Source organism: Brevibacillus sp. JNUCC-41, from assembly GCF_014844095.1.
Taxonomy (GTDB): Bacteria; Bacillota; Bacilli; order Bacillales; family DSM-1321; genus Peribacillus; species Peribacillus aracenensis.
Genome location: NZ_CP062163.1, coordinates 3709261 through 3729726, shown reverse-complemented (window position 1 = coordinate 3729726; position 20466 = coordinate 3709261). Strand labels below are relative to the sequence as shown.

Genomic DNA, 20466 nt, shown 5'->3' with positions numbered 1-20466 from the left:
TAACTACATTCGACATTTATTTAAGGGGTAGTTCACAGGAATTGACAACACTCTTTGTCTCCAAAAGCTCTCCAGAACTGGCCAAAAAAGTAGATCTGTTCAAAGGACGATCAATTACCAAGCTAAAGATTCAATAGCCTTGTATGGTGGAGGCTCCCTATTGGTAAATATTCATACACCATAATAATTTTCTAATAATTACCATTATACCAAAAATGAAACTGTATAATTTTACAATTGTATAACAATTATAAATTAGTATTTAAAGAGGATATATTGAATTTTCAGTTAATTTCAAAAAAACCTTATGGGACTTTTTATTTTTGTAAGAATGCTAATAAAATGGAAGGGTGCAATTGGATTTACTATTTTTATTGAGCTATTCTGCCCCGTTAGCAATCCTGTAGAGCATTATTTATCGGATTTAAAAAAACGGAGCCCCTCAGTATGATGAGAGTACACATAAACCAAAACTCATCTAGATAATTATTACTTCAATTAACCTGTCATAATGTGAAAACTTTTAAAAACGCTCTCACCATAAACGTTCGTTAATGGTGCCCCCTTCTTCAACTAAAGGAGAAGAAGATCAAACACAAATCCCGTATTCAATAAAGTATACGGGATTTGTGTTTAAGGTTAACCTTAAATGAATAATATGACTAGAAAATTCCAATAGTCTAACTCTCGTGGCTATCTTAGTCCATATTGACTTGGACTTGCCCAAAACTTTCGAACTTCTGAGTAAAATAACTTGAAGTAAGATCAGATATATGAACTCCAGTATTCCTTGTTGTATGAATAAAGCGACCATCCCCTAGATAAATACCGACGTGGGTTATCTCTTGACTTAAGTCTGTATCTCTGAAAAATACTAAGTCCCCTGCCTTTGGATCGCTGAGTTTCGGCAGCGTGGAATAGTAGTCCTCTGCCGAACCACGTTTAAGGGAAATGCCCTGCTCCTTCATGGCCCAATAGATAAAACCGCTGCAATCCATTCCAATCATCGGATCATATTCTCCAAAAACATAGGTAAATCCACGTAGAGTATAGGCATACTTTATGACATCATAAGCTTTATCATAGGAAGCCTCTTGATTTGTATAAAATGGATACAAGGGATTGCTGTATATTTGAAGATACTGTCCCTGCATCAAGCTATCAGTTGGTAATGCGTTACGCTTTTTGATTGTATCCACCGATACACCGTAATGATCCGAGATACTTTTAAGTGTTTCATTATTTTGAACGACATGCTCTCCTTTTGGTGTATACGTTTTATACTCGACTTGGTATTGTGCAAAATATTTTTCTGTGGTAGATCTCACCTGAACTGTCTCTGCTCCGTATCCAGAATTAATGAACTGATTTCCCCCCAGATAGATCCCAGCGGTCACGGCTTTTGAACTTCCCTTTTCCAGAAAAAATATAATATCTCCAGCCTTAGGCGTATTTGTATCCATTCCTTGCTTATAATAGCCTTCAACTGACAAACGGTCGATAGGCACCCTTTGTCGGGAGAGTACCCAATGAATCAATCCGCTAGAATCAAAACCTTTGATTGGTGTCTCTTCTCCAGCCGTTTTTTTAAATCCTGTAAAAGATTTCGCATAATTCCCAATTTGTTTCCCTCTCTCTGACCACTGATAGTTCGAAGGAGTATAAGCAGTCTGAATGGTTAACTTCTGGCCAATATATAACTTATCATCCGGTAAACCATTCATATTCATTAATTGCTCTGTCGATATATCATAGATCGCTGCAATCGATTCTACCGTTTCTTGAGAGGATACAGTATGCACTCGATCTGCCGCTTCAACTTTTAAGCCAGATAAAAAAGAGAAACTAACCATGCCTAGTAATAAAAGCAACATACTACCCAATATTCTTTTCGCCATTTAACCCTTCCTTTATCAACAGATTTTGTAATGAAATTAAGTAATAAAATATCAACTTTATAACTTTATCATAAAAATACTAGTAATTGGATTTACTTCCACTTATATTATTGAACTTAATATAATTTATATAAAGAGGAAGGAAATGGTGTATATACCTGCTGGAAGATACCCGGACGTATATAAAAGTTATAGAGAGCTATTCAGCGATCTAGATCGTAATCGAATTATCCGTTTGGCCTTATTTATCGCCGCATACTCAAAAAGAGTTTAAATGTATCCTCGATAGACATTGTATCGTTTCATCTTCCAAGGAAATGTTTTTAGCATTCCGGGGATTTTTTCATTATATACAAAAAAAAAGAGCCCTCCAGCATGATTTGGGTAAATGAACACCACATCATACGGAAGAAGCTCTATCATGCAATTACGCATCAAACGAACTTGACTGTTTGAGAGAACTAGCGAATAATCATTGGACTTGCCCTTATTATACGGCCGTATAACCGCCGTCTACAATAAGGCTTGTGCCTGTAACAAATGATGCATCGTCACTTGCAAGGAAGAGAACAGCTTTCGCCACTTCTTCCGCTCTGCCTAAACGGCCGATTGGATGTAAGTCGATCAAACCTTGTCTGATCTCACCTTGTGCTTTTGCAATAAGTGGTGTATCAATATATCCTGGGCAAACTGCATTGACACGAATGCCATCTTTGGCATAAGTCGAACCTAACGTTTGTGTCAATAGTTTGACCCCGCCTTTCGCAGCAGAATAGGCTGTTACCCCCGGTTTCCCTGCATGGCTATGGATGGAACCTGTATTGACAATGGCGCCGCCTGTAGATTGTTTTCGCATTTGCTCTATCGCGTATTTATCGGATAGGAAGACACCGGATAAATTAATATCAATTGTTTTTTGCCATTGTTCATAGCTTAACTCATGGATGTTTCCGTCTCTTGCAATCCCTGCGTTTGCGAACATGATATCCAGTTTTCCATATTTATTAACCGTCTCTTCGATCATATTCTTTACGTCATTTTCATTTGTCACGTCAGTTTTAACAAAAAGAGTATCATACCCTTTTACATTTAACTCTTCTGACACAGCTTGTCCATGATCAGCAAAATCAGCAATGACCACCTTTGCTCCTTCTTCTGCAAATAATTGAGCCGTACTTGCTCCAATCCCACTTGCTCCCCCAGTTACGATCGCCACTTTATTTTCCAATCTCATATTTAAACACTCCTTAGTTTTTAGTTTCTACTATCCGTTAGAAGGGGATTTTAGCGAGCAGTAGCTCCGCCATCTATTACAAATTCAGTACCCGTAGTATAGGAAGATTCGTCCGTGGCAATGAAAAGCACTGTATTCGCCACATTGTTGACGCTGCCCAGATGTCCCAATGGGAATTCTTTACCTAATGCATCTTTTGAACTGCCCGTTTGTTCAGATGCATAGTCCGCCATCCCGGTATCGATATATCCTGGATGAATCGAGTTTACACGGACCCCTTTTGAAGCATACTCGATAGCAGCATCTTTAGTCATTGTCCGGACCGCTCCCTTGCTTGCACCGTATAATACATGACCAGGGGCGCCAATCAAGCCTGCTATGGAAGAAGCGTTTATGACTGAACCTTTATTTTGTTGCGCCATCAGTGGCATAATATGCTTCATTCCCAAGAATACGCCGGTCACGTTAATCGACATGAGACGATTCCACTCCTCCAGTTCAATCTCCGCAACCGGTTTAATGATATAAATGCCCGCATTGTTGAACAGAACATCCACCTTATCAAAAGTATCGATCGTTTCCTTTGCAACCTTTTTCCAATCTTCTTCATTACTGACATCATGACGAATGAATAGGGCCTCTCCGCCGATCGCCTTAATGTCTTTCACTGCTTGATCACCGGATTCCTGGTTTATGTCAGTGATGACGATTTTTGCTCCCTCCCTGGCAAATAGCAAAGCTGTTTCTTTCCCGATTCCTGTACCCCCACCAGTAATGATTGCCACTTTGTTTTCAAGTCTCATGATTGCACCAGATCTCCTTTTCTTATTTTTCTGATACTGAAATCCTCTTCCTTAGAGGTTCTCACTAGTCTAGTATTCCTATACAAGTAATGAAAGCTGACTTTTAAGCAATTGTCCATCCCTTTATATGGAATGCCGCTAAAAAAAGCTTCATTGTCTGTCTATGCCTTTATTTTACTCCTCGTAATTTGAAATACTATCCTATAATATGCTGTATAATAATAGAGTAAGTATCCCCCTTATATAGGGGTATTTTGTTTAAGGAGAAGAGACCCGTATGATCCAGCCCTCACATGCTTATGAAGAAATATCGTTTCAGCAATTCATATTATTCATAAAAAGCCATAACAAACAAATTGAAGAAAATTTCAATATTTATTTGAATCTTGAGCCCCTTATATTAGAAAATGAACGTAAGGTGATACAAACATTACTTGAATCATTCCTACTATTTTTATCCGCTCCAAAAATCGAAGACATAAATGAAACATACGATAAGCATCTGGAAACTTGGCTTCAATCACATCTACCCATTTTAAATGTGAAACATTTCAGCATGTTCCGATTAATTTTTGAAAAGTCCATCGTTACCTTAATGGCCAACCTGAAACAGGCCCAAACCATTCCCATTCTACTTTTCTTATTATCCATTTTCTCTCATCTCATCCATAGCTATAACAAATGGATGGATGTCGAGCCAACGCAACTTTCAAAAACCCAGGAAGAAAATGCTGAACTGAAAAGGCTGAAACTATTAGACCAGTTAGATGAGCTTCTAATTAATTCATCAGGAATTAAGGACTTTGCTCATATCCTAAAAAAATGTGAAGAGTTCTTTCACTATAAAAGATGTGTTTTTTATGCTTATATTCCTTGGTCCAATCAATTTTATGGCACCATTGGAGAGGAGCTCCCCAAGGTTCAAAGCATGAGAGGGCAACTCAGCTTGAAGCAATCCTTTGTTTTCAATTCAAAAAAGCCTGTTTTTTTAAAGAATCCCAATCATTATATTAAAAAGGAACATATTACGTTGTTTAATCTTTCATCTGTCATATTTGTGCCGATTGTTCATGACCAACAAGTCTTCGGCTGGCTGACCTTTGATCAATTAGGAGAGGAATTCGATTATTCAAAAGATGAACTAACTTTACTTGAACAGGTCGGAAAACGGTTAGGCTTATATTTATCAAGACAGGATGATGAGGTATCCATTGATACAGATCTACAATTAACGGAACGGGAATCCATGATTTTAAATTTGCTGGCGGAGGGGCATAACAATAAAAAGATGGCCGAATTATTGCAATTAAGCCAGCATACTATAAGGGATTATATAAGCAGTTTAATGACAAAGTTTAAAGCCAAGAACCGTACACAAGTCGTAGTCTATGGATTTCGCTTAGGTCTATTAAAGTAAAATCGAGTTTCCTTTAATCGTTATGTAAGTTAAAATAAATCCTTACATAGTTAGTTGTTGGGTATACCATATACAGTAGCTGCCATATCATAATCATTGGAAACGGCTTTGAAGGAAGATTCTGTCATGGCAGCCTACGATTCACTACTGAAGGTATCAATTCATGTACTCATATTTATAATCGCCTGTTATTTTAATCGTAGCATCCACCTGAATATTACGAATGGATTCTTCATTAAGGCTAAAACCCTCTTTGGAAACTTCTTTCCACTTTTTCAAATCCTTTCTGTAGATAACTCCTTCTAAATTATAAATGTCTATATTTTTTTTAAGAGCATATTTGTAAGTATCCCTAATTTCTTTCTCCAATGCCCGTTGTATTTTTTCTTTAAGGTGGGGAAAGGAGATGTTTTCTTCCATATCCATTATGGCACCTTCTACTTCAATTGAAATATCAAATTCGACTTCATCATTTACATAGATTGGCTTTATATTGAATTTGGGCCTCATTAGCGATAATTGAATATTCTTGTTGTTGTTGATTTTTATTCTAATTGGGGACCTTTCTGTTGATTTTGTCAACCACCTCAATCCCCCTAGATGTTTATTTGCTACCTCCCCCATCAGTTTATTATTTTTAATAAGGTAGGACCCTGATAGTTTTACGGTGTTCTGGGATTTTCCTTTTGCTTTCCACACCTCATTTCTCAACGAAATCTTCGGTAGTTTTATTGTCATTCCTGTTTCATAATTTTGCGTATAAAATCTTTGGATCCGGATGGGTTCGACAAAGGACCTTAATTTATAAATATCATCCGGATTGAAAATGCTTGTTTGTACCGATGAGCCGAATAGACTATTGACAAAAAGGATCTTTTCTAAGGAATCATCGGTTCCATATAACCAAGTTGTTTCCCTAATTTGCTGAAATCTTAAAATGGGATCGTTTACGTTGACCAATCCATTTTTTAGTAAGCTTTCAGAGAAAATGATCACTTTAACATGGGCCCAATATATATATTGGTTTGCCTTTTTATAAATGTCATTCATGGCCTCGTTCATTGTTTCCCCTCGCCCTTTGGCGACCCAAACAGTTGTTGGTTTTGGTTCCAAACCTTCTTGTTTAGCAACACCGGCAAAAGACGTCACCTGGACATAAATGACATACTGACCATTTTGATAATCTATTCCCATTGCACTTATATATTGAATATCTTGAATATCCTTTGTATCCCAGCAGCCACTTAAAAGAGCGATGCTCAATACAAATAGTATAATTCTAAGGATCACTTTCATTAGCGATTTCCTTTTGTATTGTCCCTGGTATTCAGCGTCTCGGCTCGTTTCTTTTTAAAGAGATATGGTTTAACAAAGACACCGCCCCCTAGATCTTTCAAGGATATTGGTGAAATAGGCGCTAAGTAGGGTAAACCATAAACCTGCAGCCTTGATAAATAAAGGACAATAGAGAAAACACCGAGAAAAAATCCGAATAAACCTAAAATAGAAGAGAGAAATAATACATAAAACCTGGCCATGCTTACAATTCCACCTAATGATTGATTGATTAATGTATAGGTGGCTACCGCAGTAGTACCTGCAACCACCAACATCGTCGGGGATGTAATCCCGCCTCTAATTGCCGCATCACCAATGATTAACCCACCCACAACAGCCAGTGATTGACCGATTGGTTTTGGGAGTGTGACCCCTGCCTCTCGAAACAGCTCAAATAAACCCAAAATCAAGAAAGCCTCTTGTTGAGGTGATATAGGCAATCCAAATCTAGATACGGTTATCGTCGCCAAAAATGAGAAAGGGAGCTGGTCTAATTGAAATGATACTAGTGCTATATAAAAACCTGGCAGAAATATTGATACTAGCAGTCCGATAATGCGAAAGAAATATTCGAAATTTGTATAGTAAGAAGGAGTATGACGATCTTCCGCGGCTTTTAACAAGAGTGTAATATTACCTGGCCCAATTAAGGCAGTTGGTGACCCATCCACTAAAATGACAAAGCGCCCATTGTTTAAACTGGCTACAGCATAATCCGGCCTCCCTGTATAATCAAAAAACGGGATCAGGTTGAACTTACTGCCTGATAAAAATTCTTCAAGTTCAGCAGTTCCCAACAAAATATCTGTGTTTATTGAGGAGATTTTCCTTTTTACTTTTTCAATGGTTTCTGGATTTACAACATCCTTCACATATAATAAATTGATTTTTGTCTTGCTCCTATTCCCAATGGTAAATGCTTGATTTTCGAGTGATGCAGTTTTATATCTTTTTCTGATCAACCCTAAATTAACAGAGATATCTTCGATAAATCCATCACGTGGACCTCGGATGGAAGTTTCACTACTTGTTTCCTCGGGACTTCGATTCGGGATGCTTGGTAGGGAAAACATCAATAATAAATCCAATTCTTCAAATAGCATCAGGACCATCCCGGAAAATACGTTTTCCTCCACATTTTCTTTTAAAGTGGAGGAAGGGAAAACCCTACTGACTTTAAATTCTTCTTGCGGATCCTCTATAACCTCTTCTTCCTTCAGTTTAGAATTTATGAATGCACTATCAAGCCGTGCTACTGATTCCCACAATTTTTTGACATCGACCAACACCTCTGAATAAATCAAAGTGCAAATAAGGGGCGAATCTGTTTTCCCTTCAGATGTAATGGTATGCTTTTTGAATTTTACATCCGAGCTCATTCCGAATAATTCAATGAAATATTCCGTCTTCAGTTGGATCTCCGAAGAACTCCCCTTATTTGCCTTGTTCAATAGAGGCTTCATTCTTTTTCACCCTTTCTTTTAGAAAAATGACCATGTTAATGAAAAAAGTTATGACCAAAATGCTAATCACACTGAATTTAAAATAATATCGTTCCGTAAAATCCCTGTATGCTGGAATGTCGATTGGTATACAAAGCGCAATGATTAAGGAGACTGTTATAGCAAGCAATACAATATTTTTTATTTTCTTTGATTTAAATTGAAACAGTTCCCCCATTAGGAATATCGATAACGATACACGGATAAATGCACCTGAAAGCCATTGGTATATTGATAAAAAATCCAGCCGGTTCAAATATTTACCCATGGTTAGTAACCGCCATTGAGCGTATGCCGGATTGCTTATTTTTGCAGCTTGTACCGGACCAAACTCTGTAATGGAGCCTATTATGGGTCCCATACTGATAAACAAAAGAAATAAACTTAAAAAAAGTAAACTCCTGAACTTTATTTCTGTCTTTATAAACTGTTGAATCAAAACGAGTAGAAATATCTCTGTAAAACCTCCACCTAGTATTACGACCCCGTCCCAAACAGGTGTAATCCCATTTTCAAAAACAGGAAAAAGCAAGGAGTAATCCTTAAACTGTATATTCGCCGTCATTATCATAAACCCAAGCGCCACAACAAGGGGCAAAACCAATCCCCCGGCAATCGCTATTGTTTTGATTCCAGCCTCGGCAGCAATAAAACATAGGATGATGAAAGGTATAAATAATACATATTCTGGCGTTTGAATCATATAAGTACTGTTTACCCAGGAAAATGTGCTAAATAAAGTGACAAACAAGTTTATTAAAATATAGAAGAAAAGAAGGATTTTTATGGACCAGGCGGCGAGCGGGTGACTGTGAGTATGAAGCCAGCCAATGATATGCTGTTGCTTTGTTTTATTTATGATCCTATAAACCATGGGAAGCCATATTAGAAAAAGCATCCCAGTGATTAAATTACTGATCCATGAATCTCTTCCGGATGCCCCAAGCAATGAAGGCAAAACGATAACATGGCTCATTAATCCAGTGGATAGAATCAGCACCATTGTCGCTTGAAAAGTTGATATACTTTTTATCATGTGACACATCCCCTCTCTTTTAATATGAGGAGGCATTTTTGTTTTTATTCATATGGTCATCATTTCTTTAATGGACAGATAGGTATTTGAAGGTCTTCTACCGTCAAAAAGCTCCGCTGGATCATCTGCCATTTATCATCGACTTTGCGATAAATAATTCGGTGATATTTTTTGTTTACAAATCAATTACGTTGTAACGTTTTCCCCGGTACAATCAGAAGTATGTCCCAACCTTCGGACCATTGTTCAATTTCATATGCCGCTTTCAATAAAGTCCTATTAGCTATATCCATTACACTTAGTGATGCACTTGCAATACCACCAGGCATGAGTGTGAACGGATTCGCACAGAGACCATTATGCCTTGTACATGGTACACCGCCCTATCTATGATATTCTCATTCATTATTTAAGGTTTATTAAACAAATCGATTGTACGGTTTCATCGAACGCCAAACAGGCACCAGCTGTTTTTTTAGCTGATGCCTGCTGGCGTTTATTCCCTTATACAATATCCTCCCAGTTTGAATGATACTTTTAAGATGTTAGTTTTGTAGGTTCTTCATTTATCATTTTTTTCTATACTGCTGCTTCTTGCCTGATCCTCTTTTATCCATTTAATTGGCGATATCGATGCCATCGCCATCATTAAGATGAGTGGAACGGAAGTAATGACTACTACTGATTGAAGAGCATGCAGTCCCCCACCGAACATCATGGAAAACGCTACGAGCGCTATGACCAACGCCCAAAATATTTTGTGCCATCGGCTGGTTCTTGATCTAATGACAACTTTTTTGATGCAGCGCTTGTTAATGTGAATGATGAAGAGTCCAGTGTAGCAAAAAGAAAAATAAGGGTGATAATCATAATCGCAAACAAGGCTATACTGCCGCAAACTGGTCATCGGGTTGGATTTAAAAACGATGTAATATCCTTTCTTACATTTCGGCAGTGCTCCATCTGGTCTTTTTGGACATTGCCCATAAATCTTCTAACATCCTCATCATCGGTGCACAGTACACAGTTTTTAGCAGTGGATAAATAAATCAAGGATATTTGTTTCATACATGATTTACAAACAGGATTTGTAAAACAATAATAAAAGAGATCACTTATTGTGGTCTCCTCAGTTTGTAGGAAAAAGGGTTCTTAAAGTTAATTCAAAATTGATCGGAACAGATGTACCTGACTTCTGCTTAGAAAAGCGCAAAGGAGCCTAGGAGGCTCCCGGACCACCGCGGAAAGCAAGTGCCTGGAGGCAAAAAGACCGAAATTGGAATTCGGTCTTAAAATCCTATTTAGCAAACATAAGGTTTACAAAAATGAACAATAAGGTATTTCAACTCGGATAACGTTAGTCGTTTTGCTTATCATTTTTCACTGTTTTTCCAGATAAAAACCATCCGCCTAGAGCAATAAGAAGCATGACTGACCAAAAGATAATATTCCAAATCGGTCCTTCAACAAAATCGTGTGGGATAATGTGCACGGCTGGATGTGCAAGGGTATGCATTAATAACTTAACCCCTACCCAACCAACGATTAACATGGCTGCTGTTTCGAGGCTAGGTCGCTCCGTCAGTATCTTAACAAAGTATCCTGCTGCAAACCGGATGACAATTAAACCTGCAATCGCCCCGACTAAAATAACAATGAATTTTGCCCCATCCATACCTCCTATTTCACCCATTGGTGTATCTGGCAAGGCAATGACAAGGGCGACTGCAGCTAAAATGGAATCGATAGCAAAAGCAATATCAGCCAATGCAATTTGTGCAACGGTCATACGGTAGCTCTTCCCTTTTCCCTCATTCTCCCCGTGGTCCTTTTTAAGTAAATGCTTTAATGAGATGAAAATCAAATATGCAGCCCCAATTGCTTGAACTTGCCAGACATGGAAAAGGTACGAAATAATAAAGATTGCACCAATCCTAAATATAAAAGCCAAAAGCAACCCAATATTAATCGCTTTTTTTTGCTGTTCTTTTGGTAAATGCTTTGACATGATGGCTAAAACCAATGCATTATCGGCAGATAATAAGCCTTCTAAAAAAATTAGAATAATTAACACCCAGCCATATTCCAATAATAACGATAATTCCATGATACCCCCCTAAAAGCATGTATATGAATGCGTATGGACTTCAAACCAAACAATATCTTCTCCTCCAATATTGTCCCATCTTATTTACTTCCTTATTCAGCCCTTCCATCACATTAACTTCATTTGAGTAGGTGGCGAATCCCCTATTGAAAGCAAGGCAGCCGTTAGCTTTATAATATATTCTTTTTTGCTTATTCTTAGCCCATTGAAATAAACTGGGATTCCAGTCTGCTTTTTTTCAAATTCATCACCTCAAGATTCTTTTTACAATCCTATCCATTTCGGCAGATATACTTATTTTTAAGATTAAGAATTCTCACCTTTCATAACAAACATAATTAAAAAGCGTTAAACATCATCGTACTTAAATGATTTAGTTACAACATTAATCCCTGAATAAACGAATAAAATTAAGCCTCTCCCCAAATAATAGGTAGACTAATCAGCAGGGAGGGATATATGTGGATGTTAAGCGTGTAAAACAGATACTTTCTTCTTCATCCGACATTGAGGTGAGATATAATGGCACCTCAATATGGATTGATAATTTAAATGAAGATGGAAAAACGGCTACGGTACATTTGAGAGGACCATTAGAGGAAAGATCAGAAGTAGCAATTGGCGAACTTAAAGAAATATAAGGAATATATTTAAAAATAAGCTCCTCTCGTCATGAGAAGAGCCTTTACTTATTTCAACCTTAATTTTTGACCGATATAAATTTTGTCGGGGTCTTTTATTCCGTTAAGACTAACAAGAGATTTTACCGTTGTATTATGTTTTTTTGCAATGAAGCTAAGTGTGTCGCCTTTTGTTACTGTATAAGTTGTGGGAGTTTCGGCTTCCCATGCACGGGTGTTGTGTGTCCTAATAGTATTTATTGTATTTGTAAAATCCCTATAAGCTATATTCAAGTCCACCTTTGTACTGATGCCGCTTATTTTACCCGAATCAGAATGCTGCCAAATATCTGCGCTACGTCCCAACATGCTGTTGTATCTGGCAATCCACAAAGCGTAATTCGTCAACCTTGATTCATCTAAACTATTTTCAAGAAAATATTTACCGGTATACAGCATAGCCGTGTATCCAGCTTCTTCAATAGCTTCTAAGAAAGCTATTGCTGCATCGGTCAACGTTTTTTTCTTTGCCTTTTTTTTATTTTCCTCAAGATCCAGTACAATAGGGTAATTTAAAGCAAAAGATCTGATTGAATCCAAAAAATAAGCTGCCTCAGCCTTTGCTTCTGCAACAGTTGCAAACTTTGCATAGTGATAGGCCCCGACTTTCAATCCCGCTGCCAATGCTTGTGGTGCGTTTTCTTTGAAATAAGATAACTTAGAATAACTCGTTCCCTCTGTTGCTTTAATGAACACGAACTTCACGTCTGCCTTTGCAACTTCCCCCCAACGGATGGCACCTTGCCAATGTGAAACATCGATTCCCTTTATATATTCCATATTAATGTCCTCCTTACGGAAACAACCCTATGGCGGTAAATGTTTATTGAATTTAACTAAGACACATCATTTAGGAAAAATGCAGTCCTATTGCCCACCTTATAATAAGATATTTGATGGAGTTAAAACAATAATAAATCTTTGGGAATGAATGGGAAAAATTATGCTGTTTCCTTTTGTTTTCAAAGATGAATTTATGCTATACTGATTTTATTAATATCAGAAGGGATGATGGGTGGCCGATGATTAACTAATCTTATTTTTTAAAATTTGAAATCGCATATTTCAAATCAAACGAAATAGGATTAGTCTGCCCATTTTCTATAAATTACAGAGCTATACTCAAAATAGCTCTTATTTGACAATGCACAGGTACGGCTAATCCTTCCATATGAATTGGGAGGATTTTTTTATCCTCCCATTAAGGAGAGGGATGAATTATATGAAAGAATTATTAAAATTAACCAATATTAGCTATGAAGTAATGGACGTAAACATTTTTGAAAATATAAATGCAAGTGTACAACAAGGGGAAATCATCGGTATCATTGGAAAAAATGGTGCCGGTAAGTCTACGTTGCTGCAATTAATTAACAATACTTTAGAGCCTGTACGCGGCCAAATCCAATGGCTGCAGCAAGACTTGAAAGTTTTTATGGTTGAACAAGAAGTCGTATCGCATCCTTCCGAAGATAAGACCCCTTCCGAAGTTAAATTACTTGATAAAATGCATGTACCAGGCCATGAATTCCAACAATTGAGCGGGGGAGAAAAACTAAAAGCCCGCCTTGCAAAAGGACTTTCTAAAGATGCAGACCTTTTACTATTAGATGAACCGACAAACCACCTTGATGAAGACAGTATAGAATTCCTTAAGGGACAAATAAAAAATTATAGAGGTACCATCATTTTTGTTTCGCACGATCGTTATTTTTTGGATGCTGTTGCAACGAAAATTTGGTCGATTGAAGATAAAAAGCTAATTGAACACAGAGGGAATTATTCTAGTTATATGGAAGTTCGCAAACAGAAAAGACTTACACAACAACGTGAATATGAAAAACAGCAAAAAATAGTTGAACGGATTGAGGGACAAATGAATGAAATCACTTCTTGGTCGAAAAAAGCCCATTCCCAATCGACGAAAAAAGAAGGAGTTAAGGAATACTATCGCGTAAAAGCAAAACGAATGGATGCACAGGTAAAATCAAAACAAAAGCGTCTTGAAAAAGAGCTTGAAAAAGTAAAAGCTGAACCTGTTGAATCCGAATATACTGTACGCTTTTCAATTAAAGCAAAAAACAAGTCGGGAAAACGTTTTTTGGAAGTCAAGAATTTAACTAAGGCATTTAACGAGCGCACACTATTTAAAAACGTCCATTTCACGATACAGCATGGTGAGAAGGTTTCCATAATAGGTCCCAATGGCAGCGGAAAGACGACATTATTAAAAATAATTCTTGGACGAGAAAATTTTGCGGGCAATGTTTGGATTTCGCCATCTGCAAAAATTGGCTATTTGACGCAAGAGGTGTTTGATTTACCACTTGAACTAACACCCTCCCAGCTATTTCATAAAGAAACTTTCGAGTCGAGAGGGAACGTTCAAACTTTAATGAAGCATTTAGGCTTCACGGCATCTCAATGGACAGAACCCATTAAGAACATGAGTATGGGTGAGCGAGTAAAATGTAAGTTAATGGAATATATCCTGGAAGAAAAAGATGTGCTTATTTTGGATGAACCGACAAATCACCTGGACTTAGCTTCACGGGAACAACTTGAAGATACCTTAGCACAGTATACTGGAACGCTAATCGTCGTTTCGCATGATCGATATTTTCTCGAAAAAATCACAAGCAGCAAACTTATCATTTCAAATAATCACATACAAAAGCAATTATATGAATCACCCTCAAAAAGAGATGATCTGGAAGAACTACGATTAACACTTGAAACAGAAAGACAGGAAGTTTTAGGAAAGCTTAGCTTTATGACTCCAAACGATAAAGCCTACACAGAACTCGATCAGAAGTTTAATGAGCTTACGAAAAAAATAAATGAACTTAGTGACAAATGACTAATCCATTGTAGCCTAATGTAACTGCTGGATTAAAATGCGAGAACCCTTAGATAAAGTCTAAGGGTTTTTTATACAGAATGGTTGCCGAGTTTTTTTAGAAAGTCCATCGTATACGATTCCCCCTTTGAATCTCCATTGTTACATGCTTTTGGTGCCATCCTATGTTCAATATCCATTTCCCCTTTTCGCTAAAATGCAAAAATCACATATACCCGCTTGTTTTTCTTCAAGAACATGGAGGGAATGGTACTCCCCTTCAAGAGATTCCAATAAGAACTCAAAAAAACGCCATCAAGTACCAATGGTTTGAGGTGCTAAAGGGGTATTAGAAATTTTATTTATATTCAAATTGAGCAGCATACTAATGTCCCTTTGTTAATAAGATTTAATGATGGTTTTGTTTTAAAAGGGGGCTTTAGTTATGAATGAGGACATACAGGAAACTATGAGGGATAAATCGGGAATGTTTGTTGCACGCTCTTTGGATGAGATTCGTTTTTGGTCAAGAATTATGAAGGAACACTCGCTATTTTTAAGACTAGGTTTTAGATGTGAAGATACGCAGCTAATTGAGGAGGCTAATCAGTTTTATCATTTATTTGAACGGATAGAACAACAATCCCATACATTAACAAATCAAGCTGATCCTGAACAGATCAGGATATTTAACTCGGAAGTGCAACAAGCTGCTACAGGAATATTTTTATTCAAAAGGAAGGTATTGGGGCTGATACTCACCTGTAAATTGCCTGGTGCAAACAATTTCCCACTTTTAGTCGACCATACAAGCAGGGAAGCCAATTATTTCAGAAAACGATTAAAAGAATTAAATGAGGGTAAATTGAAACCACTTGCAGACGCCATCATCAAAGAAAATGTTTTCTTTTTAAGGATCATGGCGGATCATGCAAAATTCATCGGACATCTCCTTGATCCGTCGGAAAGAAAGCTGGTGGATATGGCGCGTAATTTTAGCAATGATTTCGATCAATTAGTCTTTCAAGCTGTAGACTTAGAGTCAATGAAACCGCAATCTCAAACCGCTCCTCTTTTGGATCAATTTCTAGATCAGAACCGTGTTTCCGTCGTATCACTTAGAGACTTTAAGAAAACCGCCAGAGATTTAATCGAAGAATGCAAAATCAAGAGCATTATCCATCCTTTATTGGCAGATCACGTTTTCCGTGAAGCTGAACGTTTCCTTGAAATCATCGATATGTTTGAAACCCACCTTACAGGTGAAACATACAATTAATTGAGTATGAAGGATATAGAGAAATAATGGTTTTTATAAAATTGCTTTTATGGATTAATAAATTCAAATAAAAATTGCCCCTCTCGATTAGAGAAGGGCTTTTATATGTAAAAAGTTAAGAAAGGGAGTTCACCATTGTTTTAAGTTTCTCTTTATCAGAAACATGAATCCATGGTAAATCCAGGTTATCATCGTCAATACCAGGTTGGATAACGCGGCTATATAATAGGTCACAAATACAATCATTTAATAACTGGATATCCTGGTCTGATATTTTCCGGTTATATGTTACATTAGCGGTTCCTGTTTGTTTATTCATCCCCCCTATCAAGCCTCTTTGTTTTAATGAACTTCTGATCACTTCTCTAATAGCCTCTAGACTAGTCAACGGAAATACATCAAGGTGCTTAACAATCATTCTAAAAATGTCATCTTTAGATAAGTCCTGTTCAATATGTTGTCGCAATTATTCCACCCCCATTGGTCAAAACATTCTTCAAATGAAACGTAAAATCCTCCTTTATCCTTAAAAAGGACTACGCATACTGCCTTTTTGAGGGGCACTGCACTTTCAACTCAATAAAAACAGATTGACTGACGGTTTTCCGCAGAGCATACAGCACCTGAAGAATTTTTGCAAAGGATGTTCCATAGTATGGAAACTCATCTTCCCTAACTAAATTGATTTTGTTTTTTTGCAAATTAACATTCATTTTTTTGGTAAATATTTGTATTATAATAAAATAAATATTTAATCTGTTACGTTATGATAATGATTATTTAACGAAGGGAAAGATGCTTATCTTTAAGATCATCCTATTCATTCATATTTTCGCTGGAGCAATATGTCTTATTAGTGGAATAGGTGCTATGTCTTCAAAGAAAAAAAGAGGTATGCATACAATTTGCGGTGAAATTTATCACAGTGCATATGTTGTACTCTTTGTCACCTCCCTGACAATGGCAATATTGAATTGGGAAAGCAGCGCATATTTATTTTTCATTGGGATATTTTCATATTCTTTCGCGTTTATAGGCTATCTTGCTGCTAAGAAGAAATGGAAAAACTGGATTGCATTTCATATTAGTGGGATGCTCGGTTCCTATATCGCTATTTGTACTGCAATTCTTGTAGTGAATGTACCCAATATAACTATCTTGAATGAATGGAACCCATTAATTTTTTGGTTTCTTCCAAGCATTATAGGTTCACCGCTGATATTTTTGGTTGGACAGAAGTATAAAAAATCCAATTCCATCTAAATACAGTCCAAAAAACTCCTATAAATTCATTTAACAAACCCCAACATAAAATAAGCCCCTCGATCAAGAGAGGGGCTTTTAACAATGGAGGAGTACCACTTAGGGGGTAGTACAATAATATAATTATCGCCAAACGAATACATTTATATTCATTTTTATTCGGCAACAAGTTAGTGTATGAGCTTATTTATCTGTGTTAGCATATATCTACTATTTCAGAGATGCCAGCCATGGTTTGTTGTTGGTAATTTGTAATCTAATCTCAATACCAAGTACAATAATTCGTGAACTCCACTATTCATAGCGCCCCGCTTTTTCCACTTACTAGAAAAAACAAAGCTTCTTCTGTACAATAGATAGCTAAATTACAGTCCCTGCCTGCTACACCAGTTCATTCAATTCAGACTGGGCTAAATCACCAGCTGCTTTCACACGAATACGGGTTGCATTCCCAGGCATATATGCTAAAGGTACATCTTCTATGTCGACAATAACAAGCGTTTCGGGATCGGCTCCGGCGCTGATCGCTTCTGACATCGCTATGCCCTTTGCCTGTTCCAATGCTGTTTCCCTTCCTATTTCAGCTAGTGCATATACTTTTTCAATCTGCCCGCTAACCTGGGAGATAGCCGATCCAATGGCATTTGCTACACCTGAATGTAATGGGCGTATGACTTCAGATGCACCTGTTAATTCCTCAGGTAAAAGGATGCTTCCACCTCCAACGAGAATGACAGGCACTGGTGCAGCACTTGTTTTCATCTTATCAATGGCTTCTTCGACCAGATTGACCATATTAAAATAGACTCTATTTAATAATTCCTTATCAAGGTTGGCCACTTTTGAAGCATCACCAAGTTCCACCTTTCCAAGTGCCACAGCAACATCAGTTGTCGTTAAAGTATCACCTCCGAAAATCAAGGCTTTTTCTGGCAGTCGGTAACCGACACTGTCCGGTCCAATTGTGAACTCTCCATTATCTCCTATGCGGATTATTGTCCCTCCGCCAAGTCCAATCGAAATTAAATCAGGCATCCGGAAGTTTGTTCTGGCTCCTCCAATCTCTACTGCCAAAGAAGATTCCCTTGGAAACGATTGAACCAGAACACCAATATCCGTTGTTGTCCCCCCAACATCAACAACGATTGCATCTGTTAACTCACTCAAATAGGATGCTCCCCTTAATGAGTTAGTCGGACCGCAAGCAACAGTGAAGATTGGGTATTTAACCGCATATTCAATTGACATTAATGTCCCATCGTTTTGGCAAAAGAATACTTTTGCCTCAATTCCTTCATTCTTCAGGGCATTGATGAATCCGTCAGCAGTCGTTTTAGCGACATTTACGACAGCAGCATTAAGAATCGTCGCATTTTCCCTTTCCAGTAAACCGACTGAACCAATTTCTGAAGATAAAGAAATTGAAATTTCTTCTCCCAGCACTTCTTTGAAAATTTCACTTGCTCTTTGTTCATGTGTTTGCGATACAGGTGAGAAGACAGAAGTAATCGCGATCGAATCCACTTTCCCGTTGATTTCCTCGGCAATTTGATACAAACGAGCTTCATCTAATTCAGCAATCTCACGGCCATCATATTCATGTCCGCCGCGGATTAGGTATACGTATTTTCCGAGTACTGCGCAGAGGTCTTCAGGTACGCCGATCAGCGGTTTAACTGCTAAAGTAGCCGGTGCACCAATACGGATTGCTGCGATTTTGTTTAATCTCTTTCGTTCAACGATAGCATTTGTACAATGTGTCGTACCAAGCATTGCATATTTAATTTGCTCCACCGGAACCTTTGCATCATCGATTATTTTTCTCATTGCTGTATAGATGCCAATGGAAACATCCTCCGTTGTATGCGATTTTGTTTCCGAAATGACCTGATTATATTGATCTAAAAGCACGGCATCTGTATGGGTTCCCCCGACATCAATTCCTATTCGATAAACACCCATTATGCTATCCCCCCTTTTTTCACTAGTTCTTCAACAGGTACATAACCAACTTCATAGCCAAAGTATCTTGGGCCTACAGCTTCAATTCCCTTTTCCGTTCGCCACTTAGGATGGCATGGCATTCCGATTACCACGCACCTTGCTCCATATCTGATTCCTTCAGTAGTGATTGGCAAGCCTGTTTCTGCATCAAGCACGGCGATCAAATCTGGAGTGACACAAAGCAAGCGTTTCTCTGTCTGTGCAATTAAATGTTCATTTTGGAATCGCACCTCGAGGTTTTCTCCCTTATACTCATTGATTCCCTCGAATGTTGCCACACCTCTAGCAAATCCGGCCTCTGTCTTGCGGTTGATATCACTCACTTTTCCACGGAACAATTCAAACCCGTCCGCCTTATTCAACACCTCTTTTATTGGATCAACATTGTTTTGCTTTGCAAGCCTTATTGTCTTGCCGATTTGTTCTTCTAAACTTAGTATATTTCTAATTCCGCTTTCCTTTATATTCTTTCCTGTCATTGGATAGATGGCTGTCATTGTGGAACCGCCCATTTCAATCGTTGCTGCACGGGCAATCCTTTCTGTCCAGACATTGTTTATGGTTGAGAGCAGTGACGTATTGCCTTTTTCATCCGCAAGAACCATCGGAGTGGCTGCAATTCCATCCAAATAAAAAGTGACCATCTGCAATTCGGGGAATGCTCTTCCCATTCCATCAACATCCACTACAGGCAAGCCAAGCTTGGCAGCAAGTGCAAGTGGCACCATCGAATTCACTCCGCCTGCTTCAATCGGCATCGTTGCAAAAATCTTTTTTCCTAAATAAGCTTCGAGGTTTTTGAAAGCGGCTGTTGCTTCTTCACCACTTGGAGCTTTTTCCAACATTACCGTCGGCGCTCCCATCATCGCGGAAGGTACTACTAATGCGTCATCAGGAACTTCATCCACATCCAACAATGTGATTTCCCCGTATTCTTCAATTGCCTGTAAAGCCATTAGTTTACCAATGTAAGGATCTCCTCCTCCACCCGTTCCGAGTAAAGCCGCACCTACTGCAATATCTTCAATTTCCTGTTTACCTAATCTCCTCATTCTCAAAACCCCCT

At 37.9% G+C, this 20466-nt stretch carries 17 protein-coding genes; 5 read left to right on the top strand and 12 right to left on the bottom strand.

The window, feature by feature from the left end; all coding sequences use genetic code 11:
- Positions 1 to 698: 698 nt before the first annotated feature.
- The 3 genes from JNUCC41_RS18210 to JNUCC41_RS18200 all read right to left on the bottom strand — a co-directional run bounded on the left by JNUCC41_RS18210 (position 699) and on the right by JNUCC41_RS18200 (position 3935).
- A complete protein-coding gene (locus JNUCC41_RS18210) occupies positions 699 to 1898 on the bottom strand; it encodes a C40 family peptidase (RefSeq protein ID WP_192204216.1) in 1200 nt (399 codons plus the stop codon).
- A gap of 490 nt (positions 1899 to 2388) precedes the next feature.
- Positions 2389 to 3132: an SDR family NAD(P)-dependent oxidoreductase gene (locus JNUCC41_RS18205; protein WP_192204215.1), complete on the bottom strand. Its 744-nt coding sequence runs from the start codon at positions 3130 to 3132 to the stop codon at positions 2389 to 2391.
- Between the two features lie 50 nt (positions 3133 to 3182).
- Positions 3183 to 3935: an SDR family NAD(P)-dependent oxidoreductase gene (locus JNUCC41_RS18200; RefSeq protein WP_192204214.1), complete on the bottom strand. Its 753-nt coding sequence runs from the start codon at positions 3933 to 3935 to the stop codon at positions 3183 to 3185.
- A gap of 277 nt (positions 3936 to 4212) precedes the next feature.
- Between JNUCC41_RS18200 and JNUCC41_RS18195 the strand changes: the two genes are divergently transcribed.
- Positions 4213 to 5352, top strand: coding sequence for a LuxR C-terminal-related transcriptional regulator (locus JNUCC41_RS18195; RefSeq protein ID WP_192204213.1), 1140 nt, complete (start codon positions 4213 to 4215; stop codon positions 5350 to 5352).
- Between the two features lie 156 nt (positions 5353 to 5508).
- Here the strand turns inward: JNUCC41_RS18195 and JNUCC41_RS18190 are convergent, their stop codons facing one another.
- The 5 genes from JNUCC41_RS18190 to JNUCC41_RS18170 all read right to left on the bottom strand — a co-directional run bounded on the left by JNUCC41_RS18190 (position 5509) and on the right by JNUCC41_RS18170 (position 11335).
- A complete protein-coding gene (locus tag JNUCC41_RS18190; protein ID WP_192204212.1) occupies positions 5509 to 6648 on the bottom strand; it encodes a Ger(x)C family spore germination protein in 1140 nt (379 codons plus the stop codon).
- Positions 6648 to 8153, bottom strand: coding sequence for a spore germination protein (locus tag JNUCC41_RS18185; RefSeq protein WP_192204211.1), 1506 nt, complete (start codon positions 8151 to 8153; stop codon positions 6648 to 6650). Before JNUCC41_RS18185 ends, JNUCC41_RS18190 begins: the two co-directional genes overlap by 1 nt.
- Positions 8125 to 9228 carry an endospore germination permease gene (locus tag JNUCC41_RS18180; RefSeq protein ID WP_192204210.1) on the bottom strand — a complete coding sequence of 368 codons (1104 nt, stop codon included), beginning with the start codon at positions 9226 to 9228 and terminating at the stop codon, positions 8125 to 8127. The genes JNUCC41_RS18185 and JNUCC41_RS18180 overlap by 29 nt, the downstream gene beginning before the upstream one ends.
- A 562-nt stretch (positions 9229 to 9790) precedes the next feature.
- On the bottom strand, positions 9791 to 10135 hold the full coding sequence (locus JNUCC41_RS26815; protein WP_228467362.1) for a BCCT family transporter: 345 nt from the start codon (positions 10133 to 10135) through the stop codon (positions 9791 to 9793).
- 450 nt (positions 10136 to 10585) lie between these two features.
- Entirely contained in the window at positions 10586 to 11335 is a 750-nt protein-coding gene (locus tag JNUCC41_RS18170) for a TerC family protein (protein WP_192204208.1), read from the bottom strand.
- Positions 11336 to 11796: 461 nt separating this feature from the next.
- Between JNUCC41_RS18170 and JNUCC41_RS18165 the strand changes: the two genes are divergently transcribed.
- Positions 11797 to 11976: an H-type small acid-soluble spore protein gene (locus tag JNUCC41_RS18165; RefSeq protein ID WP_192204207.1), complete on the top strand. Its 180-nt coding sequence runs from the start codon at positions 11797 to 11799 to the stop codon at positions 11974 to 11976.
- Positions 11977 to 12024: 48 nt separating this feature from the next.
- Here JNUCC41_RS18165 and JNUCC41_RS18160 read toward each other — a convergent pair whose 3' ends face one another.
- Positions 12025 to 12795 (bottom strand): GH25 family lysozyme, encoded by a 771-nt coding sequence (locus JNUCC41_RS18160; protein ID WP_192204206.1) that lies wholly within the window; start codon positions 12793 to 12795, stop codon positions 12025 to 12027.
- 442 nt (positions 12796 to 13237) lie between these two features.
- Between JNUCC41_RS18160 and abc-f the strand changes: the two genes are divergently transcribed.
- Positions 13238 to 14875 (top strand): ribosomal protection-like ABC-F family protein, encoded by a 1638-nt coding sequence (gene abc-f / locus JNUCC41_RS18155; RefSeq protein ID WP_192204205.1) that lies wholly within the window; start codon positions 13238 to 13240, stop codon positions 14873 to 14875.
- 424 nt (positions 14876 to 15299) lie between these two features.
- A complete protein-coding gene (locus tag JNUCC41_RS18150) occupies positions 15300 to 16133 on the top strand; it encodes a DUF2935 domain-containing protein (protein ID WP_228467361.1) in 834 nt (277 codons plus the stop codon).
- A gap of 115 nt (positions 16134 to 16248) precedes the next feature.
- Here the strand turns inward: JNUCC41_RS18150 and JNUCC41_RS18145 are convergent, their stop codons facing one another.
- Positions 16249 to 16599: a hypothetical protein gene (locus JNUCC41_RS18145; protein WP_192204204.1), complete on the bottom strand. Its 351-nt coding sequence runs from the start codon at positions 16597 to 16599 to the stop codon at positions 16249 to 16251.
- A 329-nt stretch (positions 16600 to 16928) separates the two neighbouring features.
- Between JNUCC41_RS18145 and JNUCC41_RS18140 the strand changes: the two genes are divergently transcribed.
- On the top strand, positions 16929 to 17396 hold the full coding sequence (locus JNUCC41_RS18140; RefSeq protein WP_192204203.1) for a DUF2306 domain-containing protein: 468 nt from the start codon (positions 16929 to 16931) through the stop codon (positions 17394 to 17396).
- A gap of 381 nt (positions 17397 to 17777) precedes the next feature.
- Here JNUCC41_RS18140 and JNUCC41_RS18135 read toward each other — a convergent pair whose 3' ends face one another.
- On the bottom strand, positions 17778 to 19358 hold the full coding sequence (locus JNUCC41_RS18135; RefSeq protein ID WP_192204202.1) for a hydantoinase/oxoprolinase N-terminal domain-containing protein: 1581 nt from the start codon (positions 19356 to 19358) through the stop codon (positions 17778 to 17780).
- Positions 19358 to 20452, bottom strand: a complete 1095-nt coding sequence (locus JNUCC41_RS18130; protein ID WP_192204201.1) for an S-methyl thiohydantoin desulfurase family protein — start codon at positions 20450 to 20452, stop codon at positions 19358 to 19360. Before JNUCC41_RS18130 ends, JNUCC41_RS18135 begins: the two co-directional genes overlap by 1 nt.
- Positions 20453 to 20466 lie beyond the last annotated feature (14 nt).